Raw genomic sequence first — 25898 nt, 5'->3', positions numbered from 1 at the left:
CTAAGCCTCCAGGTATGCGGTGGCCAGTGCGTTGAACAACTCGGCGCGTTCCCACTGCACCCAGTGACCGGTATCGGCCGCCAGGTACAGGTCGCAGTTCGGCATCGCATCGGCCAGCATCCGGCCGCCCGCGGGACGGTTGACCTTGTCATCGGCGCCCCAGATGACCAGGGTCGGATGGGCCACCTCGCGCAGCCGGGAGTCCCGGGTGAAATCCATCCGCCACAGCGTCCGCAGGGCCAGCGGTCCGGAGGGACGGCGCAGCGGCGGATTCGCGATCACCTCGGGATCGATGCTGGCCTGGAATCGCAGCTCGATGAGCTCGTCGGGCACAGCGGCGCCGTCGAATACCAGGTACTCGCGGATGAACCGGGTGATCTTCTCCCGGCTCGGTCCGCCGCCCGGATAGTAGGCGAGCAACTCCTGCAGGCCCTTGGTCGGCAGTGCGCGCGTGGAACCGATACCGCCGGGCCCCATCAGGATCATCCGGCCCACCTTTTCCGGCCGATCCATCGCCAACCGCAGCGCCGCGGCACCGCCGTAGGAGTTGCCGACCAGGTGCGCCGAGTCCAGGCCGAGTTCGTCCAGCAGACCTCCGATCGCCCGCGCGAGGTCGCCGAACGGGTCGGACTGATCGACAACCTTCGAGGAGCGGCCGTAGCCCGGCATATCCGGCACGATCACGCGAAATCGCTGTGCCAGCGCCTCGATATTGCGCGAATAGTTCGACAGTCCGTTCGCACCCGGCCCGCCACCGTGCAGCAGCACCACCGCGGGACCGGATCCGGCCTCGCCGAAGAAGACCTCACGCTGGTCGACCCGGACCGTCCGTCCGGCGCCGACCCCCTTGTCGATGCTTGTCACAGCTACCTCCACGACGTTATTGATGAAATCATCAGTCACGATCGCGGTCTCTGTCAAGAGTAAATGATGAAAACATCATAATGACGCATGTCCAGATTTGACGAGCACTCTCAGAGATGATGAAATCATCATCAGATTGAGCAGCCTCGGCTCCGGATGCAGCCGGATCACGAGGGCCTACGACCCCGATCATGCGCCGTCGATGTCGCGCCGAAATTCTTTATCGAGCGCCCCGGCGCACGAAGGGGGAATACCGTGAGTCGCCCGAAACGACGCAAGCACCTCACCTTCGATGATTCGTTCTGGATGTGGCTCGAATCGCCCGAAACTCCCATGCAGGTCGCGGCCCTGGCGATCTTCGCAGCGCAGGACGAACCGGCCACCGCGGTCGTCGAGCGAATCGTGACCGCATTCCGGTGTCACCGCGATGTCGATCCGCGATTCCGGTCGTTGCTCCGCAATCGCCGCTTCCCGCGCCGTACCCGACTCGAGGCGACCGGCCACATCGATATCGACTACCACCTGCGACACCACGTCTTGTCCGCACCTGGTGGTGAACACAAACTGGCACAACTCATTTCACGCATGCACTCGAGTCGACTCGATGCTCGGCGACCGATGTGGGAGGTGCACGTCATCGATGGACTCGATGACAATCGGTTCGCCATCTATCTGAAGGCACATCACGCTTTGATCAACGGTGTCGACGCGGTACGCCTCTTCGGCCGATCCCTCGCCACCGAAGCCGACGCCCCGATCACCGCCCCGGTGTGGGCGACCGTTCGCCGATCACCGACCAAAGCCACTGCAGGCCGACGTCGACCGAGTCGAGTCGAATTGCTGACCGCCATTGCGCGTGCCACCAGAACCCTGTGGCGTGCCGGATGCACGGACTCGCCTCTGGTCGGACCGTTCGCGGCACCGCGATCGCCGGTCAACGTCGACGAGGTCGGACCGCATCGCCGGATCGGCACGGCCGCAATCGAATTGGACCGCATCAAGCGGTTGTCGAAGCGCAGCGATACCACCGTCAACGACATCGTGCTCACCGCCTGTGCCACAGCGCTGCGCCGGTACATGATCGAGATCGCCGATCTACCCGACAAGCCGTTGGTGCTCGGCTGCCCGGTCTCCATCGCACCCGAGGGATCCGCGACCGCCAGCTCGATCGGCATCATGTTCGTCGACACGGCCACGGACGAACCCGACGCCGGGACTCGGCTGTCGCGGATCTCCGCCTCGACGCGGGCGGCGAAGCAACATCAGTCGGCCTTGCCGCATGCGGCACTGGTCGGCTACGCGATTGTCGCCATGGCGCCGCACACACTGCGTCAACTCGTACCCGGCGCCGTGACCCACATGCGGCCGACGTTCAACCTGATCGTGTCGAACGTGCCGGGGCCCGACCGGCCGCTCTATCTCGCCGGAGCGCGGATGGTCGAGATGTATCCCCTGTCGCTGCTGTTCAAGGGAGAAGCACTCAATATCACCGCGGTGTCCTACGACGGTCGGCTGCACTTCGGCTTCACCACATGCCGCACCGCCCTCCCCGATGTCGCCCGCCTCACCCGCTACCTCGGTGCCGCCTTCGACGAACTCGAAGGCCACTACGCCACGGAGCTGCCCGATCTGGCGCTGGGGACGGCCGGATAGGCGTGAGCTGCGGTTATGACACATATGACGGGTTCGATCGGCCTACCCTGGGTAGTGGATTCACGAGACCGAAGGGAAGGCGAAATGAACCGCGGAGGTGACCCATTCGCCCACACCGAACAGACAGCGCGAATCTGGCTCGACACCGTAATGGAGTGCCTGGGGACCAGTGATCGCCGCTACGCATACCGCGTGCTCCGCGCGTGGTTGCATACGGTGCGTGACCGTCTGACGGTGGATGCGGCAGCGCATCTCGGCGCGCAGCTCCCGGAGCTGTTGCGCGGCATTTACTACGAAGGCTGGCGTCCGAGCGACGTCCCGAAACGCTACGACCAAACCGAATTCGTCCAGCTCTTCGCCGCGGAGGCCACGATCTCCGACGGCGATGTGCCGTTTACGGTGACCTGTTTGAGCGCTGCGCTGCGGGACCGGTTCTCCCCCGGCACGCTGGAGCACGCCCTCGAACAACTGCCACCCACACTGCGCGAGCTCTTGTTGTCCGCCGAAACGGCACCACCCAAGACAGCCAGGTACGGCACGGCCGACCGGTTGGATCGACTGGAACGGTCGGTCGAGTCACTCTCGGATACGCTCGCGCGCATCGATCAGCGGCTGGCCGGTATGCCATCGGATCAGACCGGTAAATACGAGACCGTCTATTAGCCACGGTTTAACAGGTAGTCCAGCGGTAACCCGCACATTGACGCTGCTCGGCGAGTACGAGATCAGCGCGAACCTCTCCGATTCCGAGGCAGCTTCGAACCATCGATCGACCGGAGGAAACTATGGCGAATCCCACCAGCCAGCGATCTGACGTGCGACGGACGCCGGCACGCGCGGACCTGCACAGTGCCGCGTTCACCGACCACGCGACGATTCCGGACCGCTACTCCTACGACGGCGGAAACGTTGCCCCGCCGCTCGAGTGGAGTGGTATACCCGACGACGCCGTAGAGCTCGTCCTGCTTTGCGAGGACGAGGACGCACCGGGCAGGCCGTTCACCCACTGGCTGATGACCGGCATCGCGCCGAACGCGACAAGTATCCGGCCGGACGCGCCACCGCCGATGGCCGTCGCGGGTCCCAATGACTTCGGTGAAATCGGCTGGAGCGGTCCGCGACCGCCGGTCGGCGACCAGCCGCACCGGTATTTCTTCCGCCTCTACGCCCTGGACCAAAAGCCGGGATTCACCAAGGAAACCACGGCCGACGTGGTCCGATCTGCCATCACGGACCACGTCGTCGCGAGCGGAACCCTGGTCGGCCTCTTCGCCGCCTGATCCGCCCGCACCGCGCATCTCTACGCCGCGATCGCCTCGGCGCGCAGGCGCGAGTAGTCCTCGCGTGACAGCGGGGCCGCATCCGGTTCGCCGAGGTCTTCGAGCGGGATGCGGAATGTCTCGCGCGCGGAGAATGCGGCGCCCGCGGCTATCACAGCGCAGCCGAAGGTGAAGGCGCCGACAATGAGCGGAACGTTCGATTCGGGCGGCGCGACGACCGCGTAGACGGTCGGCAGGAAGGCGGTGATGGCGGTGCCGATGTTCTGCGAGACCGCGAAGCCGGTGACGCGGGTGCGGGTGGGGAACATTTCCTGATAGAACACCGGGAAGACGGCGTTGTAGCCCTGGTAGACGATGCCCCACATCAGGATGGCGAGTACGAATGTCAGGGCGACGCTGCCGTGCGAGATGGCGGCCAGGTAGGCGAACGACAGGACGCCGGAACCTAGTGAGCCGACGATGATGCAGGGTCGGCGGCCGATGCGGTCGCTGAGGCTGCCGACGAACGGAATCAGCAGGACCGCGACGACATTGCCGAGCACGGAGATCCACAGGAACGTCGTCTTGCTGATGCCGATTCCGTAGCTGTGATTGGTGGCGTAGGTGGCGCCGAAGATGGTGGTGGCCGTCGGGATGGCGTTCATCAACGCCATGCAGATCACGCGCAGCATATTCGACCCGTTCTCCCGCACGACCTGCACGATCGGCGAGGCGACGACCTCCTGCTGCGCCTGCTCGGCCTGGAATGCGGGAGTTTCGTCCGCCCGACGGCGGATCAGATAACCGGCGAACAGCACAACGACGCTGAGCAGGAACGGAATTCGCCAACCCCAGGATTGGAACGCATCATCGGGCAACAGTGCCGACATCGGCAAAAACGCTGCGGCGGCAAGGATTTGACCGGCCTGCACACCTTGCAGCGCGAAGCTGGCGAAGAATCCGCGGCGCCCGAACGGGGCGTGCTCGACGATCATGTTACTTCTCCTTCGACACGGCATCGGCGCCGCAATTCTTTTCTCGGATTCAGGGGACGTCAGTGGTGCGCCAGGCGGCGCGCGCGATGCGCGCTCATGCGGACCGGTGCGTTGACCGCGCCGAAACCGGCGTATCCGCGCACGCGCTGAACCACCTCGAAAAACACTCGGCTGCCCAGGATTTCGGTGTAGAGGTGGTAGAACTCACCGCGCTCGTCGCGGTCGTACATGATGCCGAGCCGCCGCATGCGGTCGAGGCGGGTGGCCGGAACCGCGATCCGGGCGTCGAGGTCGGCGTAGTAGTTGGCCGGGATGGTCAGTACCGGGGCGCCGCGGCGGCGCAGTTCTTTCGGCGGTGGCAAAGATGTCGTCGGTACCGAAGGCGACGTGCTGGGGGTCCGAGACGCCCGGCGCCCAGCTTCCGCGGCGCAGCAGGGTGGTGCTGAGCACGATGCGCACCGTGTCGTCGTCATTGCCGACGGCGCGGTCGCGGACCAGTCCGTAGGGTGCGGCGAATTCGGTGTCGTGATGTGCGTGCAGACCGAGAGCGGCACGGTAGAACAGCGACGCCTCGTCGAAGTAGTCGAACGGCTGTGCCAGGGCGATGTGGTCGATCCCGGTTATGGCGGTCGATGCCACGTCTACCGTCACCGATTCCGCAGCGGTGGGGTCGAAATCACCGAGCCAGCCGTCGGATGTCGTGCGGCAGAAGAAGACCGAGGACCCATCGGGCGCGGCGACGGCGGCGAGATCGGCCTCCGCCGGACCGTGTTCGCGCGGCAGGACCGGGGCCAGCATCGCCTCGGCGCGCGCGGCTGAGCGAGCCGGGTCACTGCTCTCCACGGCGAATGCGCTGATCTCGGCCAGATCCGCCTGGTGGTGTGCGGTGACGGTGCTGTTCAACAGAACTCGCGCGCGGCCCTGCTGCCACAGCTGAACCGGTTTGCTCCGATGCTGTCCGGTGCGGCTGAAACCCATGGCGGACAACGTCTCCCCGATGCGCGCCGCGGCCGCACTGCCGACGCTGAGCTCGGTGAAGGCGTGGCCGTGCAGCGGGGGCGCGGCGGTATCGGCCGCGGTCGCACCGTATTGCTCCTGCAGCCACAGCAGCGAACGCATCGCGTCACGGGCGGTGCGCGCCGGATCGGCTTGGCGGAAAACATCATTGAACACTTCGAGCGACAGCGGCCCGGTGTATCCGGCATCGAGGACATAGCCGAGGAATGCGGGCAGATCGAAGGCCCCTTGGCCGGGAAACAGCCGGTAGTGGCGGCTCCACTGCAGCACATCCATGGTCAGGTGCGGTGCGTCGGCGAGCTGCAGGAAGAACAGCTTCTCCCCCGGCACATCGGCGATGCCCGCGGGATCGCTCGCGCGCGAAAGGATGTGGAAGCTGTCCAGGCACAACCCCAGCGCTGGATGGCCCGCCTTCTGCACGATGCGCCACGAGTGGTCCCAGGTGTTCACGTGCGCACCCCAGGCCAGGGCTTCGTAGGCGATGCGGAAACCGCGTTCGCTCGCATGCTCGGCAAGCACGCGCAGCTGATCGGCGGCGAGATCATCGTCATCGATGGTGCCGGGCGCGACCGAGGAGCACACCAGCACGGTGTCGACGCCGAGCGCCGCCATCACGTCGAATTTGTGTTCCGCCCGCCGCAGATTCGCCTCGAACACCTCCGGCGGTGCGCCCTCGAAGTCGCGGAAGGGCTGATAGAGGTCGATCGACAGACCGAGCTCGGCACAGCGCTCCCGCACCTGCTCCGGGCTGAGCTGACTGGCAATCAGATCGTTTTCGAACAGTTCGATGCCGTCGAAGCCCGCGGCGGCGGCCGCGCCGAGTTTGTCCTCGAGGGTTCCGGACAGGCACACGGTGGCGATGGATCGCCGGGCGGTCCTCGGATATCGCGTCGAAGCGGGCACGGTGGTTCCTAAATTTCGATCATGTTCGCATCGCGAACATCTGTGCGTAATGTGAATTGAGGGTAGAGGTGATCCGAGTCACTGCCAACAAGTCGCCCTTGCTGGGGAAATGCCAGTTCGAAGCGGTTCCACCATGCCATCGATCGATATATGGGACTTGAGTCACCATCGGATTGGACCTACGATGTTCGCATATCAACCAGTTGTACGGATTGCGCACAAGGAGAATCATGAAGGCGGCTACCTTGGTTGCGCCCGAGCGGATCGCGGTCGCGGAGCTGCCGGATCCGGTTTGCGGGCCGGGTGATGTCCTGGTGCGGATGCTCGGCGTCGGCCTGTGCGGTTCGGATCTGTCCGTCTACCACGGCCATCGGCCGGTTCCAGAGCTGCCGTGGATCGTCGGCCACGAAGGGGTCGGCGAGATCGTGGCCGTCGGCACCGATGTCGACGCGGGACGGATCGGCCAGCGGGTCGCGATCGAGCCGAACTATTGCTGTATGGCATGCGCGGCCTGCCGTTCCGGCTTCACCTCGGCCTGCCCGAACCGGATCATCCTCGGTATCAATACGCCCGGCGTCATCGCCGAATTGGTAGCGGTACCAGCCGAATTCACCTTTCCGGTCGCGCCCGCCGTGCCGCTGGAGGATCTGGTGTGCACCGAGCCGCTGACCGTCGCGCGCGCGGCCATTCGTCGCTCGGGAATCACGGTGGGCGATAGCTGCCTGGTGGTCGGCACGGGTTCACAGGGTCTGTTCCTGTGCGAACTGCTGGTCGCGGCGGGGATCAAACCCGCAGTCATCGAGCCGCATGAGGGCCGACGCGCGCTCGCCGAATCGCTCGGCGCGGTAGCGGCCGACGAATCGGCATCCGGTTTCGACTATCTCTTCGAGACATCCGGTGTGCCCGCCGCACTTCCCCCGGCATTGGATCGGCTCGTCGCCGGCGGCACCGCGGTGCTCATCGGGATCAATGCCGAACCGCTGGCGCTGTCGAGCTTCGATCTCGTCTATCGGCAGCTGCGGCTGATCGGCTCGCTGATCTACGACCACCCGAGCGATTTCGCCGACACCACGGTCCTGCTCGATTCCGGCGCGATCGCGCCGAGCCGGGTGCTGCAGGCCGAGTTCGCACTCGACGACGCCGATCGGGCCTTCACCGCGGTGCGATCCACCCCGGGCAAGTGCTGGATTCGGCTCGGCCGCGTTTCCACGATTTCGAATGAGGAGTGATATGGCCAGGATTACCTCCTTGGCAGCTGCGGTCGACGAACTCGTCCGCGACGGCGATACGGTCGCGCTGGAGGGGTTCACGCATCTGATCCCGGTGGCCGCCGGGCAAGAGATCATCCGCCAGCGCAAGCGGGATCTGACGCTGGTGCGGATGACGCCGGACATCGTCTACGACCAGCTGATCGGGGCCGGTTGTGCACGCAAGCTGATCTTTTCCTGGGGCGGCAATCCCGGCGTCGGCTCACTGCACCGGTTCCGCGACGCGGTACAGCATGCCTGGCCCGCGGCGTTGGATATCGAGGAGCACAGCCACGCCGGTATGGCGAATCGCTATGTCGCGGGAGCGTCCGGATTGCCGTTCGCCGTGCTGCGCGGATACGTCGGCACCGATCTGCCGACGGTCACCGACACCATCAAACCGATCACCTGCCCGTTCACCGGGGAACAGCTGACCGCGGTTCCCGCGATCAATCCCGATGTCACGGTCATCCACGCCCAGCGCGCCGATCGGTCCGGAAATGTGCAGCTGTGGGGACTGCTCGGAGTGCAGAAGGAGGCGGTCCTGGCCGCGCGTCGCAGCCTGGTCACGGTCGAGGAAATCGTCGACGAGCTGACTCCGGTGCCCGGCGCGATCGTGCTGCCCGCGTGGGCGGTGACCGCCGTCGCGGAGGTGCCCGGCGGCGCGCATCCGTCCTACGCACAGGGCTATTCCGAACGCGACAACGACTACTACAAGACCTGGGACGCGATCAGCCGAGACCGTGACCACTTCACCCGCTGGCTCGACGAAAACGTGTACACCGCCACCACGGAGACAGTATGACCATCGCCGAAACCCGCACCGCCACAATGGAAACGACATACACCGCCGACGAGATGATGACGATCGCCGCCGCCAGGGCACTCGGCGCGGGCAAACGGTGCTTCGTCGGGATCGGACTGCCGTCGACGGCCGCCAATCTCGCACGCAACACCCACGCGCCCGATCTGGTCCTCATCTACGAATCCGGAACATTGGGTTCGAAGCCGGATCGGCTGCCCGCTTCCATCGGTGACGGTGTGCTCGCCGAGACCGCCGACGCAGTGATCGGCGTGCCGGAGATTTTCAACTATTGGCTGCAGCCGGGTCGCATCGATATCGGGTTCCTCGGGGCCGCGCAGCTCGACAAGTACGGCAATATCAACACCACCGTCATCGGCGGTGACTACACCCATCCCGAGGTCCGCTTGCCAGGAGCCGGTGGCGCGCCCGAGATTGCCGCCTCCTGTGGCGAGGTGTTCGTCGTTGTGCGTCAGTCGCGCCGCTCCTTCGTCGACAAAGTCGACTTCATCACCTCTTTCGGGCACGGTCGCGGTACCGGCGAGCGCGCGAAACTCGGCCTGCGCGGCGCGGGCCCGACCCTGGTGATCACCGACCTCGGGGTGATGCGGCCCGACGACACCGGCGAGTTGATCCTCGTCGCGGTGCATCCGGGCGTGACCGTCGAGCAGGTCCGCGCTGCCACCGGCTGGCAGCTGCGGGTCGCGCCGGATCTCGAAATCGGCGAGCCGCCGACTGCCATCGAACTCGAGACCCTGCGAGCGCTGAAGGCCGCCTCATGACCAGCGCATTTCTCTACGACGGTATTCGCACCCCGTTCGGCAGGTACGGCGGTGCGCTGAGCGGCATCCGGCCCGATGACCTCGCCGCCACCGTGCTGCGGTCGCTCGCGGACCGCAACGATCTGGACCCCGCGACGGTGGACGAGATCGTCTTCGGAGCGGCCAACCAGGCGGGCGAGGATAATCGCAATGTGGCACGCATGGCAGCGCTGCTCGCGGATTGGCCGACCTCGGTGCCCGGCACGACCGTGAACCGGCTGTGCGGGTCGAGTATGGACGCCGCGATGCAGGCCGCCCGTATGATCGAAACCGATGATGCGGCAACGGTTGTCGTCGGCGGCGTCGAATCGATGAGCCGCGCGCCCATGGTTATGCCCAAGCCCGCCAAGGGATTTCCCGTCGGCAACGAAACACTGCACTCCACGACATTGGGCTGGCGGCTGGTGAATCCGGCAATGCCCGGGCGGTGGACGGTGTCCTTGGGTGAGAGCACCGAAATCCTCGCGGGCCGTTACGGAATCGAGCGTGCGGCGCAGGACGAATTCGCCGCACGCAGCCATCAGCTCGCCGCGAAGGCCTGGGACAACGGCTTCTACGACGATCATGTCGTCGCCGTGCCCGGCACCGAACTGGCTCGCGACGAGTCGCTGCGGGCGGAAACGACCGTCGAGCGGTTGGCGGGATTGAAACCGTCGTTCCGGCCTGATGGCACCGTCACCGCCGGAAATGCCTCACCGCTGAACGACGGCGCCTCCGCCCTGCTGCTCGGAGACGAAGCCCTGGCCGATCGGCTCGGCCGGACACCCCTGGCGCGGATCGCGGGACGCGGTGCGGCGGGCGTCGATCCGGATGTCTTCGGTATCGGTCCGGTCGAAGCGGCGCGCGTCGCCCTGCGGCGCGCGGGAATCGACTGGGGCGATCTCGGCGTGGTCGAATTGAACGAAGCATTCGCCGCGCAATCGCTCGCCTGCCTCGCGGATTGGCCGGAGTTGAATCCGGACATCGTCAATGTCAACGGCGGCGCGATCGCGATCGGCCACCCGCTCGGCGCGTCCGGAGGACGCGTCATCAACCAACTCGCCCGCGAAATGCGGCGTAGCGGCAGCCGGTGGGGACTGGCCGCACTGTGTATCGGAGTCGGCCAGGGGCTGGCCGTTGTTCTGGAGGCGACATCATGAAAACCCGTGCGCTGCAAGGCTATCGAAGAGATCCGGCGGGCACCCACCCGCCGCTGGACTCCCCGGAGTACAAGTCCACCGCCCTTCGGCATCCGAAAGAGCCGCTGGTCCTGCTGCCGCAACGGCTGACCGAACTCACCGCTCCGGTGCTCGGCGCGGACCGGCTCGCCGAGACCGATAACGACCTGACCGCGCAGCACCGCGCGGAACCGCTCGGACAGCGCATCATCGTGCACGGCCGGCTACTCGACGGTGACGGCAAGCCGATCCCGAACTCGCTGATCGAGATCTGGCAGGCCAATGCCGGTGGCCGGTACCGCCATGACCGGGGCGCGTGGGACTGCCCGCTCGATCCCAACTTCGATGGCGCCGGGCGCACGCTCACCGATGGCGCGGGCCGCTACGAGTTCACCACGATCAAGCCCGGCGCCTATCCATGGCGCAACCACCACAATGCCTGGCGACCCGCGCACATCCACTTCTCGCTGTTCGGGCGCGCCTTCACCCAGCGACTGGTCACCCAGATGTATTTTCCGGACGATCCGTTGTTCGCCCAGGACCCCATCTTCAACTCGGTGCCCGAGGCCGCTCGCCCACTGCTGATCAGCCGCTTCGATCTCGACCGCAGCGAACCCGAGCGGGCGCTGGCCTTCGAGTTCGACATCGTATTGCGTGGCCGGGACGCCACGCCTTTCGAGGACGACGAGGACGATGACTAATCTGCCCACCACGCCTTCGCAGACTGTCGGCCCCTATCTGCACATCGGACTGACCTGGGACGACGGCCCGTACGCTGTGCCGCTGGGGACACCAGGGGCCGTGTGGATTCGCGGCCGGGTGCTCGACGCCGTCGGCGAGCCGATCGATGACGCCATGATCGAGATCTGGCAGGCCGACCCGGACGGGCATATCGCGCATCCCGACGACGGTCGCGGTGTCCGCGAATATTTCCGCGGATTCGCACGCAGCGACACCCGAGCGGGCGAATTCGCGGTCTACACCGTCGTTCCCGGCGCGCTCGGCGATGGGCAGGCCCCGCATATCGATGTCTCGGTATTCGCCCGTGGTCTGCTGCATCGAGTGGTCACCCGCATCTACTTCCCCGAGCACGCCGATCAGCACGCGAGTGATCCGGTGTTGGCCACGGTGCCGCCGGAGCGGCGCGGCACCTTGGTCGCCGGGAACGGTTCCGATGGCTATGTTTTCGACGTGTACCTCCAGGGTGAGCGCGAGACGGTGTTCTTCGATGTCTGACGGTCTGTTCGACGCTGTGCTCGCGGCCGGTCCGGTCGCGGCGCAGGTCGGCGACCGGGCATGGGTGCAGGCCATGCTCGACTTCGAGGGCGCGCTGGCGGCCGCCTCGGCCGCGGCCGGAGTCGTTCCACCCGAGGCCGCCGCCGCAATCCAAAGCTGTTGCGACGCAGATGATTACGACATCACCGAACTCGGCGGGCAGGCGGTCGGCATCGGCAATCCGGCCGGGCCGCTGGTGCGGGCGCTCACCGCACGTGTCGCGGGTGATGCGGCCGGATATGTGCACCTCGGCGCGACCAGCCAGGACGTGGGCGATACCGCCGCCATGCTGGTGACACATCGGGCGCTGGCAGTGCTCGATGACGACTTGCGCGCATGCGCGGCCCAGCTGGCGCACCTCGCCGAAATCCACACCGACACTGTGCAGGCCGGGCGCAGCCTGCTCCAGCAGGGACCGCCGGTCACCTTCGGTCTCACCGCGGCGGGCTGGCTCGGTGGTCTCGCCGCGGCGCGGGACCGGCTCGACGACATCCGGCGGCACCGCCTGGCGGTGCAGTTCGGCGGAGCGGTCGGCACGCTGGCTTCCCTGGGCGACAACGGGATTGCCGTCCTGAGCGAGCTCGCGCGGCAGCTCGGATTGGCCGAACCGGCCCTGCCGTGGCATACCGAGCGCGGCCGCATCGCCGAGATCGCCGGGGCACTCGGTCAGACCTGCGCGGCGGTGGCCAAGATCGCCCGCGATATCACGCTGCTGGCGCAGACCGAGGTCGCGGAAGTCCACGAGGAGGGCCCTGCGGGTACGGGCGGCTCCTCGACCATGCCGCACAAACGCAATCCCGTCGCCGCCGTTCTTGCCGCCGGATCCGCCGTGCAGGCACCGGGATTGGTCGCCGCACTGCTCGGTGCGGCCGCACACGAACATCAGCGCGCGGCAGGCTCGTGGCATGCGGAATGGCGGCCGTATATCGAATTGCTGCGGACCACCGGTTCCGCGGTGCATTGGCTGCGTATCAGCCTGGAGCGACTTCGAGTCGATCCACAGCGCATGCGTGCCAACCTCGACCTCACCGGCGGCCTCGTGCTCGCGGAAAACGTGGTGACCGAGTTGGTTTCGACATCCAACGGCGAGATCGGCAGGCATACCGCGGGCGATGCCGTCGCGCAGTGCTGCCAAGCGGCCCTCGCCGGTGCAGGCTCACTCGCCGATCTGCTCGCCGCCGATCCGGTGGTCGGGAAGTATCTGGAACGCGAACAGATCGAAAGACTGCTCGATCCGGCGCGGTACCTCGGGTCGACGCCCGAGTTCATCGACAGAGCACTCAACGACTGGCAGGACCGATCATGAGCGACCGATCAGTCGTCAGCTGGGCCACCCAAAAGCCAAGCGCCAGGGAGGCGGAGTCATGAGCGTGGTAGAGATGTACGAACCGGTCGCGCTGACGCCCAGTGGCAGCCTGCGGATTCGGCAGGCTGAGTCGTGAGCGCCGTCGAAGTGAACTGCCTCGTGGCCGGTCCCGACGACGGCGAACCCGTCGTACTGAGCGGATCACTGGGCAGCGACCTACGGATGTGGGATCCACAGATCACCGCCCTGACCGCCGCCGGGTATCGGGTATTGCGCTACGACCACCGCGGACATGGCGCATCCCCGGTACCCCCTGGCCCGTACACGCTGACGGACCTGGGCTCCGATGTGATCGGGCTGCTCGACCGATTCGGGGCCCGACGAGCGCATTTCGTCGGACTCTCACTCGGCGGCATGGTCGGCATGTGGCTCGGCGAGCACGCACCGGACCGGCTGCGTACGCTCACCCTGTGCTGCACCTCCGCCGAACTGGGTCCGCCCAGCGGTTGGGCCGAGCGCGCCGCGCTGGTCAGAGCCGAAGGGACACAGGCAGTTTCAAATGCTGTGGTGCAACGCTGGTTCACCCCGCAATGGCGCGCGGACCATCCGGAGCGCACCCATTACTACGCGGAAATGGTCGCGGCCACCGACGCCGACGGCTACGCATCCTGTTGCGCGGCAATCGAAACGATGAATATCGCAGCCCGGCTGTCATCGATCACCGCACCCACACTCGTGATCGCCGGCGCCCAGGATCCGGCCATCCCACCTGAGCACGGACAGCGCATTGCGCGCACGGTCCCGAACGCGCGCCTCGAAATCGTCAGCCCCGGCGCACATCTGGCCAGCGCCGAGGCGTCGGAAGCGGTCAACGATCTGATTCTCGCTCATCTGAAGGAGGACGCGTGAACGAACGAGCCGATAGCGGCATGGCGGTCCGGCGCGAAGTGCTCGGCGACGATCACGTCGATCGCGCCGTCGCCAGGACCACCGAATTCACCAGGCCGTTCCAGGAATACATCACCGAATCGGTGTGGGGCTCGATCTGGACCCGCGAGGGCCTGGACCGGCGCACCCGCAGCTGCGTTACCCTTGCGGTGCTCACCGCCCTCGGGCGGCACGAGGAGATCGCGATGCATGTCCGCGCCGCGATCACCAACGGTCTCACCGCCGCCGAGATCGCCGAAGTATTGCTGCACACCGGCGCCTACGCGGGTGTGCCGGCGGCCAACGCGGCCTTCGCGATCGGGCAGCAGGTATTGGCCGAACTCGGGGACGATACCGCCCTGTAGCACCCTGTCGAGGAGGACGACGATGACGACCGGCGGTAACGACGACGACGCCCAGCGCGGCACCCACTATGTGCAGTCGCTCGAACGCGGCCTCGCGGTCATCAAGGCATTCGACGCCGAGAACCCGCAGCTGACGCTCTCCGATGTCGCGCGCCTGACCGGACTCACCCGCGCGGCGGCGCGCCGGTTCCTGTTGACCCTCACCGATCTCGGCTACGTCCGCACCGACGGCAAACGCTTCTCGCTCACCGCCAAGGTGCTGGAACTGGGCTATTCGTATCTGTCCAGCATGAGCCTGTCCGAGGTGGCGCAGCCGCACCTCGAACAGCTCTCCGCCGACGTGCACGAATCCAGCTCGGTATCGGTGCTCGACGGTCCGGATGTCGTGTACGTCGCCCGGGTCGCCGCATCCCGGATCATGACCGTCAGCATCAATATCGGCACGCGTTTCCCGGCCTACGCCACCTCCATGGGCCATGTCCTGCTGGCCGGACTCCCAGCGGCCGAACTCGACGCCTATCTGACGCGCACGCCACTGGCCCGGCTGACCGCCAACACCATCACCGATCAGGTCGCTTTGCGCGCCGCCTTGGAAACGGTTCGCGCACAGGGCTATTCCATCGTCGACCAGGAATTGGAGGAGGGTCTGCGGTCGGTCGCGGCCCCCATCCGCGACCGGTCCGGGGTGATCGCCGCGATCAATATTTCGACGCACGCCTCCCGCCGCAGCATCGAATCCATTCAGGCCGAACTGATTCCACGCCTGCAGACGGCCGCCCATCGAATCGAAGCGGATCTCACCGCCGCGAAACCGATTACGCGGCTGGGCTGACCGACGGCAGATTCTGTAGCGCCGCCCGAACCACGTCCAGGAACCACCCCTGAGCCGCGGCGCGACCGGGTGCGCGCCGGGTATATGCCGCTACCTCCACCGGCTCGATCGGCCACGGGAGGGTGAATACGCGCACGGGATGGGTGCGCGCCAAAGCGTGTGCCACCCGTTCGGGAACGATGGCGACCAGCTCACTGTCCTGAACCACATACGGCAGGGTGGCGAATCGGGTGACGCGCACAGCGACGCGGTCTTCGAGATGGTGCTCGCGCAACGCCTTGCGCGGGCCGGGGTGGCCCGTCACGCCCTCGACGACGATATGTCGCTCACGCTCCAGTTCGGCTTGCGTGGGCGTCGCAGCGCGCAGCCGAGGGTGGCGCGCCGCGACCAGTCCGGCATAGCCCTCGCTGAACAGCGGCGTCCGAGTCAGCCGAGGTGAATCGAGTATCGGACTGGCCACCATCGCGTCGACCTCGCCGCGGGCCAGCCGGTCGGTCGCGGTATCGACATCGAAGGCCTCGACCTGCAGGGTCACCTGCGGTGCCCGGACCGCCAGTTCCGCGAGCACCAGCGGCAGCACCGTCACCTCGCCGAGGTCGGAGAGTCCGAGCGCGAAGCGGGCCGGTCGGGTTGGGTCGAATTCGGTTGCCGCGCTGAGTGTTTCGTCGACACCCGCGATAGCCGCACGCAGCGGCGGATACAGCCGCTCGGCCTCCGCGCTCGGTACGAGACCACCCGGGCCGCGCACGAACAGTTCATCGCGCAGCCGCCGCCGCAACTTGCCGAGCCCATAGCTGACCGTCGGCTGGGTGACCCCGAGCAGGTCGGCGGCGGCCGTGACACTCCTGGTTTCGTACAGCAGCACAAAGGTGCGCACCAGGTTCAGATCGAACTCGGCTGCCATAGATCTCCTCTATATGAATCGAGAAAAATATCAATTGGATTTCTGATTGCCGGTCATTCTAGCGTGAGAGCCATCACAATCAGGGCCCGCTATGACCGGCCCGAATCTGCAGAAACGAATCATCATGAACAAGCTGTCGTCGTGGCCGGCCATGCTGTGCTGGCTCATCGTTCTGCTCGAGGGCTACGACCTGGTCGTGCTCGGCGCCGTCATTCCCACCCTCATCGAGCAGCACCACATCGGATTCACCGCGGCGCGCGCGACATTCGCCGCGACGATCTCGCTGGTCGGTGTCGCCATCGGCGCCGCGTTGGTCGGGCCGATCGCCGACCGCTACGGCCGCCGCAAGGTGCTACTCGCCTCGATCGCATTGTTCTCGGCATTCACCGCGGCCGTCCCGGCGGCCGGATCCGTCACCGTTTTCGGCGTATTCCGCCTGCTGGCCGGGATCGGGCTCGGCGCCTGTCTGCCGACGGCGCTGACCTTCATGGCCGAGCAGGTACCCGCCACCCGCCGTGCCCTCGCCGGCACCATCACGATGACCGGCTATCACGTCGGCGCGGTGATCACCTCGCTCCTTGCGCTACAGCTTGTTCCGCACTGGCAGCCGCTGTTCCTTCTCGGCGGCATCGCGGGATTCCTACTGCTGCCGCTGATCTGGGCCAAACTGCCCGAATCCGAGGCGTACCTGGCCGCCAAGGCCGCTCCTGAACGGGTTCGGCCGACCGTGCTGCTCGCGCCACGCTATCTGCGCACGACACTCGGGGTGTGGGTCGGTTCGTTCATGGGCCTGCTGCTGGTCTACGGACTCAACACCTGGTTGCCGAAGCTGATGCGTGACGCCGGGTACAACATGTCGACGTCGTTGACACTGCTGCTGGTGCTGAATGTCGGTGCGATCGTCGGGCTGCTGATCGCCGGTCCGCTCGCGGACCGTCGCGGCACGAAACCGACTGTCCTCGTTTGGTTTGCGGCCGCCGCCGTATTGCTGGCCATGTTGAGCGTCAAAGTCTCCAGCACCGTGCTCCTCAATGCGCTGGTACTGGTCACCGGCATCTTCGTGTTCTCGGCCCAGGCGCTCATCTACGCCTACGTCACGCAGGTATATCCCGCCGAGGTGCGGGCTACCGCGCTCGGCCTCACCTCGAGTGTGGGTCGACTCGGCGCGATATTCGGTCCGAGTATTACCGGCTGGCTCATCGTCGCCGGATCCGCATACCCGTGGGGCTTCTACTTTTTCGCCGCGGTGGCGGGCGTCGGCATGCTCGCGATGACGGCGGTGTCCCGGTTCAGCACTCGGCCGGTGGAACCGGCCACCACCCTCGACACTTCGAAGGGGTTCGCCCTATGAGGAATACGCGCACACAGGTCGCCATCGTCGGCGCGGGTCCGGCGGGTCTGCTGCTGTCACATCTGTTGCACCGCTCCGGAATCGAATCCGTCGTCATCGATATCCGCACGCACGAGGACATCGCGACCACCATTCGTGCGGGCATCCTGGAGGCGGGTTCGGTGCGCATGCTGGTGGATTCCGGCGTCTCCGATCGCGTACTCACCGAAGGCGACCGGCACGACGGTGTGGTGCTGCGCTTCGACGGTGACAACCATCGGATCGATTTCCGGGAACTGGTCGGTGAATCCGTGTGGCTGTATCCGCAGACCGATGTGTTCACCGACCTCGCCGACCGCCGCAAGACCGATGGCGGCGATGTCCGCTATGGCATCCGGGATACCGCGGTCTCCATCGATCCTCCGGTGGTGACGTTCACCGAGGCGGACGGCCGCCCGGCCCGGCTGGCGGCCGATCTGATCGTCGGGGCCGATGGTTCACGTTCGATCTGCCGTCACGCCTTTCCGGATGGCGTGCGCACCGAATGGTTCCGCGAATACCCCTTCGCCTGGTTCGGCTTCCTCGCCGAGGCGCCGCCGTCGCATCCGGAACTGATCTACGCGCGCTCCGAACACGGCTTCGCCCTGGTCAGCCAGCGCACGTCGACGATGCAGCGCATGTATTTCCAGTGCGCACCCACCGAGCGCCCCGAAGACTGGGACGACGAACGAATCTGGGCCGAAATGCGCAAACGCGTCAACGGCAACGGTTTCACACTGCAAGAGGGGCCGATCAGCGGAAAGACGGTGCTGCCGTTCCGCTCGTTCGTCACCGCACCGATGCGCCACGACAGACTCCTGCTGGCAGGCGATGCCGCCCACACCGTCCCGCCCACCGGCGCGAAGGGTTTGAATCTCGCGCTCGCGGATGTGCGCGTGCTGCACGAGGTTATCGACGAATACTTCGCCGGCGGCTCTGACGAATCATTGCGTCGCTACACCGACCGTACGCTCGATCGAGTGTGGAAGGCTCAGCATTTCTCCTACTGGGCGACGACCCTCCTGCACTCGATCGACGGCGCGTCCCCCTTCGATCTCGAACGCCAACGTGGTGAACTCGCGATGCTCACCGAATCCCGGCGCGGCGCGGCGTACTTCGCCGAGGGGTACACCGGAAGCTGGGGCCCGCCGTAAACACATCTGGAGGCATCGCGTGACCCGTCAACCCACCACCGACGACAAGTTCTCCTTCGGCCTGTGGACGGTCGGCTGGACGGGTACCGACCCGTTCGGACTGCCGACCCGACCGGCACTCGCACCGTGGGAGTACGCCGAACGCCTGGCCGAACTCGGCGTCTGGGGAATCACCTTCCACGACAACGATGTATTCCCCTTCGATGCCGACGACGCCACCAAGGAGCGCAACCTCGCGCGACTCGAAGAAGCGACCGCTCGCTGCGGTCTCACCATCGAGATGGTCACCACCAACACCTTCACCCATCCGGTCTTCAAGGACGGCGGACTGACCGCCAACGACCGCTCGATCCGCCGCTTCGGTCTGCGCAAGATCCTGCGCGCGGTGGATCTGGCAGCGCAGGTCGGCGCCACCACCTTCGTGATGTGGGGCGGCCGCGAGGGCAGCGAGTACGACGGATCCAAGGACATCTTCGCCGCGTTCGAGCGCTACAAAGAGGGTTTGGATACGGTCGCCGGTTATATCAAGTCACAGGGTTACGACCTGCGAATCGCGTTGGAGCCCAAGCCCAATGAGCCACGCGGCGATATCTTCCTGCCCACCGTCGGGCACGCACTCGCCCTCATCGCCGAATTGGAGCACGGCGACATAATCGGCCTCAACCCGGAAACCGGCCACGAACAGATGTCCAACCTCAACTACACGCACGCCCTCGGCCAGGCATTGTGGAGCGGCAAGCTGTTCCACATCGATCTCAATGGCCAGCGCGGTCTCAAATACGACCAAGACCTGGTCTTCGGACACGGCGATCTGGTCTCCGCATTCTTCACCGTCGACCTGCTCGAAAACGGTTTCCCCGGCTATCCGGACGGCCCGCGCTACACCGGACCAAGGCACTTCGACTACAAGCCCTCACGCACCGAGCACCTCACCGGCGTATGGGAATCGGCCAAGGCCTGTATGGCGACCTATCTGATGCTGGCGGACAAGGCGCGCGCGTTCCGCGCCGATTCCCGCGTCCAGGAGGCGATGGCCTACTCCGGCGTCCTCGACCTGGCGCAACCCACCCTCGACGAGGGTGAATCGATCGAGGCATTCCTGCACATCGACGACGGTTTCGACCCGGACGAGGCCGCCGAACGGGACTTCGGTTTCGTCCGACTGCAACAACTCGCACTCGAGCACCTGATCGGCTGAGACCTTGAAAGAGTGACCGATCAGCCGACGTCGCGGCGCAGCCAGGTCACCTCGGCGCCGGATTCTGTGCCGTAGCGGTAGATCTCGAGATCTTCGTCCCAGGGGGTACCGAGGGCGCGGTCGAGTTCGGTTGCCAGGTCATAGCCGGTGTAGTTGCCGAGTTCACGGTTGGCCTGCAGCATGGCGCGCAGACGCATTTCGCCGATGGTGACATCCCCGTTGGCGGAGGTGGAGCCGTGCCAGAGGCCGAGGGTGGGCACGAAGCTGTAGCGCTCACCGTCGACGCCGTCGCTGGGGTCCTCGGTGACCTCGAAGCGCAGCACCGGCCAGGACCGCAAGGATTGGGCAATTCGGGATGCGGTGCCGACCGGACCGATCCAGTCGGTGGTCGCACGCAACTGTCCGTCGGCGGGTTGTGCGGTCCAGCGCAATTTCGCGGGTGAGCCGAGGGCCGAGGTGAGTGCCCATTCGATATGTGGGCACAGCGCAGCCGGCGATGAGTGGATATAGACCACACCCGCCGTCGCGTCCGCGAACTGACTCGATGCGCGCACCACTGACACCTCCAGCTTCGACGAGAAACGTCTTCCCCAACGATCCGTCGTACTGGCGTTGCCCGAGTGTACTGGAGTGCCCCGAGTTACACATGTTACTTCGGAGGCGTGTCCGACCTGTTACTTCGCAACCGAGTTCCGAGCGAGGATCACCTCGGCGATCACCGCATCGGAAAAGACGGGCCATGCCTCCCGTGCCCAGTCGCCGAAATTCTCGTCGCTCAAAGCGATACTCGCCACTCCTAATTCGGGATCGACCCACAGAAATGTGCCGGACTGCCCGAAATGGCCATAGGTACCTGCGGAATTCGATCCGCCGGTCCAGTGCGGTGATTTCCCGTCGCGAATCTCGAATCCGAGTCCCCAGTCGTTGGGACGCTGCGATCCGTAACCCGGCAGCACACCGTTGAGTCCCGGAAACTCGACCGTGGTCGCCTCGGCGTGGGTCTGTGCCGAAATCAGCTGGGGATCCAGCAGTTCCGCACCGAAGCGCACCAGATCCGCCGCGGTGGACCGGCCCGCATGTCCGGCCGGACCGGCCAGCACCGAGGCCGTCATGCCGAGTGGCTCGAATACAGCCTCGCGCAGGTACTCCGGGAACGCGATCCCGGTCTGCTCCGCGACGAAGGCCGCGAGAATTTCGAATCCGGCGCTGGAGTAGATGCGCCGCGTGCCGGGTGCGGCGATCACCTCGGTGGTATCGAAGGCGATGCCGGAAGTGTGCGCGAGCAGATGCCGGACGGTAGCTCCCGGTGGACCGGCGGGCTGATCGAGTTCGATCGCACCCTCCTCCACCGCGACGAGTACCGCGTAGGCGACCAGCGGCTTGGTCACCGAGGCGAGCGGGAATACGCGCTCGGTATCACCCGCCGTCTGCGCACCGTCGCCGGTGACGACGCCCGCCGCCGCATGCCGAACCGGCCAGTTCTTGATCTGCTCGAATGCACGCACGAAATGAGCGTACGAGACGCCCGTTCCCGGCGTGTCCGCACCGTCTGCATGAGAAGTCGGTACCGCCGGTACCATCAACTGATCATGAGCGCACCCACCATCCACGGCGATGTGGCGGCCGGTTTCGGTCCCGTTGCCGACGCCTTCCGCCGCAACTTCGCCCAGCACGGCGAAATCGGCGCTGCCGTGGCCGTTTACGCGGGCGATCGCCCGGTGGTCGACCTGTGGGCGGGGCATCGTGACCGCCGCCGGACCCTGCCGTGGGAACGCGACACGATCGTGCCGGTCTTCTCCTCGACCAAGGGTATGGCCGCGTTCGTGGTCGCCACGATGGTGTCGAAGGGACTGCTGGACTACGAGGAGCCGGTCGCGAAGTACTGGCCGGAGTTCGCCGCGCAGGGCAAGAGCACGGTCACGGTGCGTCAGCTGATCGACCATCAGGCCGGACTGTCCGGACTGGACACCGTGGTACGCCTGCGGCAGATCGCCGATCTCGACGGTCTCGCAACGATTCTCGCGGCGCAGCGGCCCGCGTGGCGGCCGGGCACGCGACACGGCTATCACGCCATCACCCTGGGCCTGTATCAAGGCGAACTCGTGCGCCGCGCCGATCCGGAACACCGCACACTCGGCCGGATCTTCGCCGAGGAAATCGCGAAACCGCTCGACCTGGACTTCTTCATCGGCCTGCCCGCCGAACAGAGTATGGAGCGGATCGCCACCCTGGCCGCCACCGAGGGCGTGGACATCCTGCGCTACGAGCGCGATATTCCGGTGCGCATCGGTGCGGAGATCTTCGCCAAGCGCGGGCTTTCCCATGCGGCACTGACCAATCCGCGCATCGGCGCGCCGGTGCGGGCAAGCCGACGCGAACTGCTCGAGTTGGAGATGCCGGGTTCCAACGGCGTCGGCAATGCCAGGTCGCTGGCCAAGACCTACGGCGCTGCGGCGGGTCGCACCGGTGCGCTGCCGATCGAGGACACGGTGCTCGATCGGCTCACCGCCGCGGCCGCGGATGATGTGCCCGCCGATGATCTGGTGTTGCACACCAAGTCTCGCTATCACCTGGGCTTCCGCAAATCCCGCGGCTCGTTCCGCTTCGGCTCGGATAAACGCGCCTACGGCACGACGGGCCTCGGCGGCTCGTTCGGATTCGCCGATCCGGCAACCGGTCTCGGCTTCGGCTACTCGATGAACCGCCTAGGCCTGGCCGTCCTCGACGATGTCCGCAGCCGCAACCTCCGCAATGCCCTGCTCCGCTGCCCCGTATAGCCGAAATTTCCGCTCGGCAAGCCGGTTCGTCGCGACCGAGCTCGCCGAGCGGTGACCCGGCGGTTTACCAGTCGGCCTCGGTGTACTTGATGATGCCGCGAATGTTCTTGCCGTCCAACATGTCCTGGTAGCCCTCGTTGATCTGCTCCAGGGAGTACTGGCGGGTCACCATATCGTCGAGGTTCAGTTGGCCCGACTTGTACAGCGACAGCAGGTGCGGCGCGTCCTGGCGGGCGTTGCCACCGCCGAAGATGCAGCCCTTGACGGTCTTCTGCAGCATGGACAGCAGGAAGCTGTTCAGCTTGACATCGTTCTCGTCCATGCGGCCCATGGAGGTGACGACCAGGGTGCCTGCCTTGGCGGTGAGGATGAGGCCCTCTTCGATGTATTCGCCGTGCATCTCACCCATGGTCAGGATGACCTTCTGCGCCATCCGGCCCTCGGTGGCCTCCATCAGCGGCATGATCGCGGCGGCCATGCTCTCGTAGGTATGCGTCGCGCCGAACTTCTGCGCCTGCTCGCGCTTCCACGGGTTCGGGTCGATGGCAACGACTTTGGACGCGCCGGAGAGCACCGCGCCCTGCAGCGCGCTCATACCGACGCCGCCGATACCCGCGATCACCACGGTCTCGCCGGGTGCGACCTGGGCGACGTGGGTGGAAGAACCGAAGCCGGTGGGGACGCCGCAGCCGACGAGGCAGGCGACCTCGAACGGAATGCTCGGATCGATCTTGACCACCGAGGTGTGGTGCACCGTCATATACGGCGCGAAGGTGCCGAGCAGGCACATCGGGATGACATTCTCACCGCGCGCCTGGATCCGGTAGGTGCCGTCGCTGATGGCCTGACCCATCAGCAGGCCCGCGCCCAGATCACACAGCGCCATATTGCCGCTCACACACGCCGGACAGCGACCGCAGGCCGGGATGAACGACAGGATCACGTGGTCGCCGACCTGCAGATCGGCGGGGCAGTTCGGCCCGAGCTTGGTGATCACGCCCGCGCCCTCGTGGCCGCCCATGACCGGGAATGCGGGCATCGGCGTCGCGCCGGTCACGATGTGGTGGTCCGAGTGGCACATACCGGCGGTTTCCATCCGGATCTGCACCTCACCGGATACCGGATCGCCGACCTCGATCTCCTCGACCGACCACTGCTGGTCGGTCCCCCACAGGATCGCGCCTTTCGTCTTCATTCGTGTCGACCTCTCGCATGCACGGGCTTCTATGTGACTGCACCCACACTACGAGAAAACTGGAACGCGTTCTAGTACTCGATCGAAAATTCGTCGACACGGATTGACAGAACCCCCGAACGAGTTCCAGTTCCATCCCACCGCAAACCCGTCCCGGAGCGATACTGCCCGACTTCAGCCACTCACGTCGTGCACATGGTGGATTACGTCGTGCAGGAAGTAGGCGGCCAGGGATTCGACCGTGAAGACCGAGCCGTCGCTGCGGCGCGCCCGGCTGCCGAGGGCGGCCGCGGGGACCGATCCGAAGGCGCGCGCGACAGCGTCGGCTGCGTCGGTCAACTCCGCGGCGACCTTTCGCGGATCCTGCTTGTCGTATTGATCGGCGATGGCGGTGACGTCCTGATCCCAGTTCGAGAACACCGGGATACCGTCCTCGGACTCGAGGCCTTCGGCCTCGAACCCGGGAACCCTCGGATCCACTGCCTCGATACGGGCCGCGACGGCCGTGCGGTAGGTGAAGATTCGGCAGACATCGCGAACGTGAGCGGCATATTCGAGCGCCGACCAGGTGGAGTCGTCCGGGCGAGCGGTGGCGTCATGTCGCGTGAGCGTTGCCGACAGACGGCCCGCGTATTCCCGAGTCAGATCGGGCACCGCCGCGTAGGTGATCGACTCCGGGTCGAATCCGCATTCGTGACAGGAACGTTCGAGGACCCAGGTCCAGTTCTTGACGTCGGGAACGATCGGCATGCGCCTACCCTAGATTGGCTGAATATCTTCAGCGATACATATTCAGCCAGCTAGCGACAAGATCCCGACAAGCCGTTCACTCCATCAGACGATGCGCCCGTTCGAAGAGCTCGAGTGTGATGGCATGCAGGAAGTCACCGACCTGCTCGGGTGCCTTGCCCGCGAATGCGCGAGCATGCGTGCCCTCCAGCACAATTCCCAGCTTGAAGCAGGCGAGCACCGTGTACCAGGTGACATTGCTCAGGTCGCGGTCGGAGAATTTGCCGTAGTGCTCGACCATCTCCTCCGGCGTCGGCAGACCGCCGACGGCGCCGAGCTTGCCGATCAGCGCCGCGCCCGTGGCACCCGGCTCCGGACGGGTCGCGATCTGCCAGCCGAGGTCGAGCAGCGGGTCGCCGATGGTCGACATCTCCCAGTCCACCATCGCGGCCACCTCCGGGCCGTCGTAGGAGAACATCATGTTGGCCAGGTGACAGTCGCCGTGCAGGATGCCGGGCGTCCACCGCGCGGGCCGATTCCGATCCAGCCATTCCCCGACCTGCTGCACACCGGGAATCTCCGGGCCCGGATACCCCGCATTGGCCGAATAGGACTCGAGTTCGCCGAGCCAGCGCGGCACCTGACGCTCCAGAAAGCCGTCCGGTTTGCCGTAGTCCTGCAGGCCGAGCGCCTGATGGTCGAGCGAGCCGAGGCGGGCGATGGCCTCCACCGCGGACAGGCCCATCTGCCGCCGGATCTGCGGATCGCTCGCGTGCAACTGCGGCAATTCGTTCTGCGGATTGAATCCGGTAATGGGCTCCATCAGGTAGAACACCGCACCGAGGACGGATTCGTCCGGGCAGGCCGCGATCACCTTCGGCGCGCGCACGCCGGTTCCGTCGAGCGCGCCGAGGAGCCGGGCCTCGCGGCGGATGACGTCATTGCTCTTGGCGCGCAAATGTTTCGGGCCACGGCGCAGCACGTAGTCCCGACCGCCGCGCGCGAAGCGCAGCATGATGTTCTGGGTTCCGCCGCCGAGGGCGGTCACATCCTCGAACTCACCGGCAGGCAGGCCCTGCTCGTCCATCCATTTACCGACGACGGCAAAGTCGACGATCTCGCGATCCACCTCTGACATGTCCCACATTG

Annotated in this window: 27 protein-coding genes; 17 read left to right on the top strand and 10 right to left on the bottom strand. The window is 66.0% G+C overall.

The genetic code is table 11. The annotated features are described in order from the left end of the window. Entirely contained in the window at positions 1-855 is an 855-nt protein-coding gene (locus ON44_RS09685) for an alpha/beta fold hydrolase (RefSeq protein WP_040688263.1), read from the bottom strand. A 264-nt stretch (positions 856-1119) separates the two neighbouring features. On the opposite strand from ON44_RS09685, the gene ON44_RS09680 reads away from it, so the two are divergent. The 3 genes from ON44_RS09680 to ON44_RS09670 all read left to right on the top strand — a co-directional run bounded on the left by ON44_RS09680 (position 1120) and on the right by ON44_RS09670 (position 3797). Beyond that, a complete protein-coding gene (locus tag ON44_RS09680; RefSeq protein ID WP_051181820.1) occupies positions 1120-2517 on the top strand; it encodes a wax ester/triacylglycerol synthase family O-acyltransferase in 1398 nt (465 codons plus the stop codon). An 84-nt stretch (positions 2518-2601) separates the two neighbouring features. Then, the gene (locus tag ON44_RS09675; RefSeq protein ID WP_051181819.1) at positions 2602-3180 is read left to right on the top strand and encodes a DUF2267 domain-containing protein; all 579 of its coding nucleotides are present in this window, start codon (positions 2602-2604) and stop codon (positions 3178-3180) included. Between the two features lie 152 nt (positions 3181-3332). Beyond that, positions 3333-3797 (top strand): YbhB/YbcL family Raf kinase inhibitor-like protein, encoded by a 465-nt coding sequence (locus ON44_RS09670; protein WP_040688255.1) that lies wholly within the window; start codon positions 3333-3335, stop codon positions 3795-3797. A gap of 20 nt (positions 3798-3817) precedes the next feature. Here ON44_RS09670 and ON44_RS09665 read toward each other — a convergent pair whose 3' ends face one another. From ON44_RS09665 to ON44_RS09660, 3 genes are read right to left on the bottom strand one after another with little or no spacing between them, the layout of a single operon-like run. Next, positions 3818-4771 (bottom strand): MFS transporter, encoded by a 954-nt coding sequence (locus tag ON44_RS09665; protein WP_245567082.1) that lies wholly within the window; start codon positions 4769-4771, stop codon positions 3818-3820. Between the two features lie 59 nt (positions 4772-4830). After that, positions 4831-5001, bottom strand: a complete 171-nt coding sequence (locus ON44_RS52390; protein WP_245567081.1) for a hypothetical protein — start codon at positions 4999-5001, stop codon at positions 4831-4833. After that, positions 4976-6691 carry a sugar phosphate isomerase/epimerase and 4-hydroxyphenylpyruvate domain-containing protein gene (locus ON44_RS09660; protein WP_245567080.1) on the bottom strand — a complete coding sequence of 572 codons (1716 nt, stop codon included), beginning with the start codon at positions 6689-6691 and terminating at the stop codon, positions 4976-4978. The genes ON44_RS52390 and ON44_RS09660 overlap by 26 nt, the downstream gene beginning before the upstream one ends. A gap of 230 nt (positions 6692-6921) precedes the next feature. Here ON44_RS09660 and ON44_RS09655 point away from each other — a divergent pair, with 230 nt between their 5' ends. From ON44_RS09655 to ON44_RS09610, 10 genes are all read left to right on the top strand, one after another. Next, a complete protein-coding gene (locus tag ON44_RS09655) occupies positions 6922-7920 on the top strand; it encodes a zinc-dependent alcohol dehydrogenase (RefSeq protein ID WP_040688172.1) in 999 nt (332 codons plus the stop codon). A gap of 1 nt (position 7921) precedes the next feature. Next, positions 7922-8743 (top strand): CoA transferase subunit A, encoded by an 822-nt coding sequence (locus tag ON44_RS09650; protein WP_040688170.1) that lies wholly within the window; start codon positions 7922-7924, stop codon positions 8741-8743. Then, positions 8740-9522, top strand: coding sequence for a CoA-transferase subunit beta (locus ON44_RS09645; RefSeq protein ID WP_040688167.1), 783 nt, complete (start codon positions 8740-8742; stop codon positions 9520-9522). The genes ON44_RS09650 and ON44_RS09645 overlap by 4 nt, the downstream gene beginning before the upstream one ends. Continuing rightward, positions 9519-10700: a thiolase family protein gene (locus tag ON44_RS09640; RefSeq protein ID WP_040688165.1), complete on the top strand. Its 1182-nt coding sequence runs from the start codon at positions 9519-9521 to the stop codon at positions 10698-10700. The genes ON44_RS09645 and ON44_RS09640 overlap by 4 nt, the downstream gene beginning before the upstream one ends. Beyond that, positions 10697-11419, top strand: coding sequence for a protocatechuate 3,4-dioxygenase subunit beta (pcaH, locus tag ON44_RS09635; RefSeq protein ID WP_040688163.1), 723 nt, complete (start codon positions 10697-10699; stop codon positions 11417-11419). The genes ON44_RS09640 and pcaH overlap by 4 nt, the downstream gene beginning before the upstream one ends. Next, entirely contained in the window at positions 11412-11954 is a 543-nt protein-coding gene (gene pcaG / locus ON44_RS09630; protein ID WP_040688161.1) for a protocatechuate 3,4-dioxygenase subunit alpha, read from the top strand. The genes pcaH and pcaG overlap by 8 nt, the downstream gene beginning before the upstream one ends. Then, a complete protein-coding gene (pcaB, locus tag ON44_RS09625; protein ID WP_040688160.1) occupies positions 11947-13299 on the top strand; it encodes a 3-carboxy-cis,cis-muconate cycloisomerase in 1353 nt (450 codons plus the stop codon). The genes pcaG and pcaB overlap by 8 nt, the downstream gene beginning before the upstream one ends. Before the next feature lie 132 nt (positions 13300-13431). Next, positions 13432-14208: a 3-oxoadipate enol-lactonase gene (gene pcaD, locus ON44_RS09620; RefSeq protein WP_040688158.1), complete on the top strand. Its 777-nt coding sequence runs from the start codon at positions 13432-13434 to the stop codon at positions 14206-14208. After that, positions 14205-14591 (top strand): 4-carboxymuconolactone decarboxylase, encoded by a 387-nt coding sequence (pcaC, locus tag ON44_RS09615; protein WP_062992341.1) that lies wholly within the window; start codon positions 14205-14207, stop codon positions 14589-14591. Before pcaD ends, pcaC begins: the two co-directional genes overlap by 4 nt. Positions 14592-14613: 22 nt before the next feature. Then, entirely contained in the window at positions 14614-15423 is an 810-nt protein-coding gene (locus ON44_RS09610) for an IclR family transcriptional regulator domain-containing protein (protein WP_040688156.1), read from the top strand. Here ON44_RS09610 and ON44_RS09605 read toward each other — a convergent pair. Beyond that, complete coding sequence (locus ON44_RS09605) at positions 15407-16327, bottom strand: LysR family transcriptional regulator (protein ID WP_040688155.1); 921 nt, start codon at positions 16325-16327, stop codon at positions 15407-15409. The two genes, ON44_RS09610 and ON44_RS09605, sit on opposite strands and share 17 nt — an antisense overlap. A gap of 91 nt (positions 16328-16418) precedes the next feature. Between ON44_RS09605 and ON44_RS09600 the strand changes: the two genes are divergently transcribed. Genes ON44_RS09600 through xylA form a run of 3 tightly spaced genes read left to right on the top strand, consistent with a single transcriptional unit; the run spans position 16419 to position 20048 of the window. Then, positions 16419-17678, top strand: a complete 1260-nt coding sequence (locus ON44_RS09600; RefSeq protein WP_051181817.1) for an MFS transporter — start codon at positions 16419-16421, stop codon at positions 17676-17678. Next, a complete protein-coding gene (locus ON44_RS09595) occupies positions 17675-18850 on the top strand; it encodes a 4-hydroxybenzoate 3-monooxygenase (protein ID WP_040688153.1) in 1176 nt (391 codons plus the stop codon). The genes ON44_RS09600 and ON44_RS09595 overlap by 4 nt, the downstream gene beginning before the upstream one ends. A 19-nt stretch (positions 18851-18869) precedes the next feature. After that, complete coding sequence (gene xylA, locus ON44_RS09590; protein WP_040688152.1) at positions 18870-20048, top strand: xylose isomerase; 1179 nt, start codon at positions 18870-18872, stop codon at positions 20046-20048. A 20-nt stretch (positions 20049-20068) separates the two neighbouring features. Here the strand turns inward: xylA and ON44_RS09585 are convergent, their stop codons facing one another. Beyond that, positions 20069-20602: a DUF3145 domain-containing protein gene (locus ON44_RS09585; RefSeq protein ID WP_040688249.1), complete on the bottom strand. Its 534-nt coding sequence runs from the start codon at positions 20600-20602 to the stop codon at positions 20069-20071. Between the two features lie 120 nt (positions 20603-20722). Beyond that, positions 20723-21553: a serine hydrolase domain-containing protein gene (locus ON44_RS09580; RefSeq protein WP_040688247.1), complete on the bottom strand. Its 831-nt coding sequence runs from the start codon at positions 21551-21553 to the stop codon at positions 20723-20725. An 84-nt stretch (positions 21554-21637) separates the two neighbouring features. Between ON44_RS09580 and ON44_RS09575 the strand changes: the two genes are divergently transcribed. Further along, entirely contained in the window at positions 21638-22825 is a 1188-nt protein-coding gene (locus ON44_RS09575; protein WP_040688150.1) for a serine hydrolase domain-containing protein, read from the top strand. A 64-nt stretch (positions 22826-22889) separates the two neighbouring features. Here ON44_RS09575 and ON44_RS09570 read toward each other — a convergent pair whose 3' ends face one another. From ON44_RS09570 to ON44_RS09560, 3 genes are all read right to left on the bottom strand, one after another. Then, a complete protein-coding gene (locus tag ON44_RS09570; RefSeq protein WP_040688149.1) occupies positions 22890-24020 on the bottom strand; it encodes an NDMA-dependent alcohol dehydrogenase in 1131 nt (376 codons plus the stop codon). Between the two features lie 174 nt (positions 24021-24194). Further along, positions 24195-24770, bottom strand: coding sequence for a DinB family protein (locus tag ON44_RS09565; RefSeq protein WP_040688148.1), 576 nt, complete (start codon positions 24768-24770; stop codon positions 24195-24197). Between the two features lie 76 nt (positions 24771-24846). Beyond that, entirely contained in the window at positions 24847-25896 is a 1050-nt protein-coding gene (locus ON44_RS09560; protein ID WP_040688147.1) for a phosphotransferase family protein, read from the bottom strand. Positions 25897-25898: the final 2 nt, after the last annotated feature.

The organism is Nocardia vinacea NBRC 16497, assembly GCF_000308835.1.
Classification (GTDB): Bacteria; Actinomycetota; Actinomycetes; order Mycobacteriales; family Mycobacteriaceae; genus Nocardia; species Nocardia vinacea.
Note: the sequence above shows the minus strand (reverse complement) of the source record. Positions and strands in the feature narration are given on the sequence as shown.

Excerpts from the sequence above, each read along its gene's own strand:
- ON44_RS09675 (WP_051181819.1), top strand. The coding sequence starts at position 2,602 with ATGAACCGCGGAGGTGACCCATTCGCCCACACCGAACAGACAGCGCGA.
- ON44_RS09665 (WP_245567082.1), bottom strand. The coding sequence starts at position 4,771 with ATGATCGTCGAGCACGCCCCGTTCGGGCGCCGCGGATTCTTCGCCAGC.
- ON44_RS52390 (WP_245567081.1), bottom strand. The coding sequence starts at position 5,001 with ATGTACGACCGCGACGAGCGCGGTGAGTTCTACCACCTCTACACCGAA.
- ON44_RS09655 (WP_040688172.1), top strand. The coding sequence starts at position 6,922 with ATGAAGGCGGCTACCTTGGTTGCGCCCGAGCGGATCGCGGTCGCGGAG.
- ON44_RS09650 (WP_040688170.1), top strand. The coding sequence starts at position 7,922 with ATGGCCAGGATTACCTCCTTGGCAGCTGCGGTCGACGAACTCGTCCGC.
- ON44_RS09645 (WP_040688167.1), top strand. The coding sequence starts at position 8,740 with ATGACCATCGCCGAAACCCGCACCGCCACAATGGAAACGACATACACC.
- ON44_RS09640 (WP_040688165.1), top strand. The coding sequence starts at position 9,519 with ATGACCAGCGCATTTCTCTACGACGGTATTCGCACCCCGTTCGGCAGG.
- pcaH (WP_040688163.1), top strand. The coding sequence starts at position 10,697 with ATGAAAACCCGTGCGCTGCAAGGCTATCGAAGAGATCCGGCGGGCACC.
- pcaG (WP_040688161.1), top strand. The coding sequence starts at position 11,412 with ATGACTAATCTGCCCACCACGCCTTCGCAGACTGTCGGCCCCTATCTG.
- pcaB (WP_040688160.1), top strand. The coding sequence starts at position 11,947 with ATGTCTGACGGTCTGTTCGACGCTGTGCTCGCGGCCGGTCCGGTCGCG.
- ON44_RS09610 (WP_040688156.1), top strand. The coding sequence starts at position 14,614 with ATGACGACCGGCGGTAACGACGACGACGCCCAGCGCGGCACCCACTAT.
- ON44_RS09605 (WP_040688155.1), bottom strand. The coding sequence starts at position 16,327 with ATGGCAGCCGAGTTCGATCTGAACCTGGTGCGCACCTTTGTGCTGCTG.
- ON44_RS09600 (WP_051181817.1), top strand. The coding sequence starts at position 16,419 with ATGACCGGCCCGAATCTGCAGAAACGAATCATCATGAACAAGCTGTCG.
- ON44_RS09595 (WP_040688153.1), top strand. The coding sequence starts at position 17,675 with ATGAGGAATACGCGCACACAGGTCGCCATCGTCGGCGCGGGTCCGGCG.
- ON44_RS09575 (WP_040688150.1), top strand. The coding sequence starts at position 21,638 with ATGAGCGCACCCACCATCCACGGCGATGTGGCGGCCGGTTTCGGTCCC.
- ON44_RS09570 (WP_040688149.1), bottom strand. The coding sequence starts at position 24,020 with ATGAAGACGAAAGGCGCGATCCTGTGGGGGACCGACCAGCAGTGGTCG.
- ON44_RS09565 (WP_040688148.1), bottom strand. The coding sequence starts at position 24,770 with ATGCCGATCGTTCCCGACGTCAAGAACTGGACCTGGGTCCTCGAACGT.
- ON44_RS09560 (WP_040688147.1), bottom strand. The coding sequence starts at position 25,896 with ATGTGGGACATGTCAGAGGTGGATCGCGAGATCGTCGACTTTGCCGTC.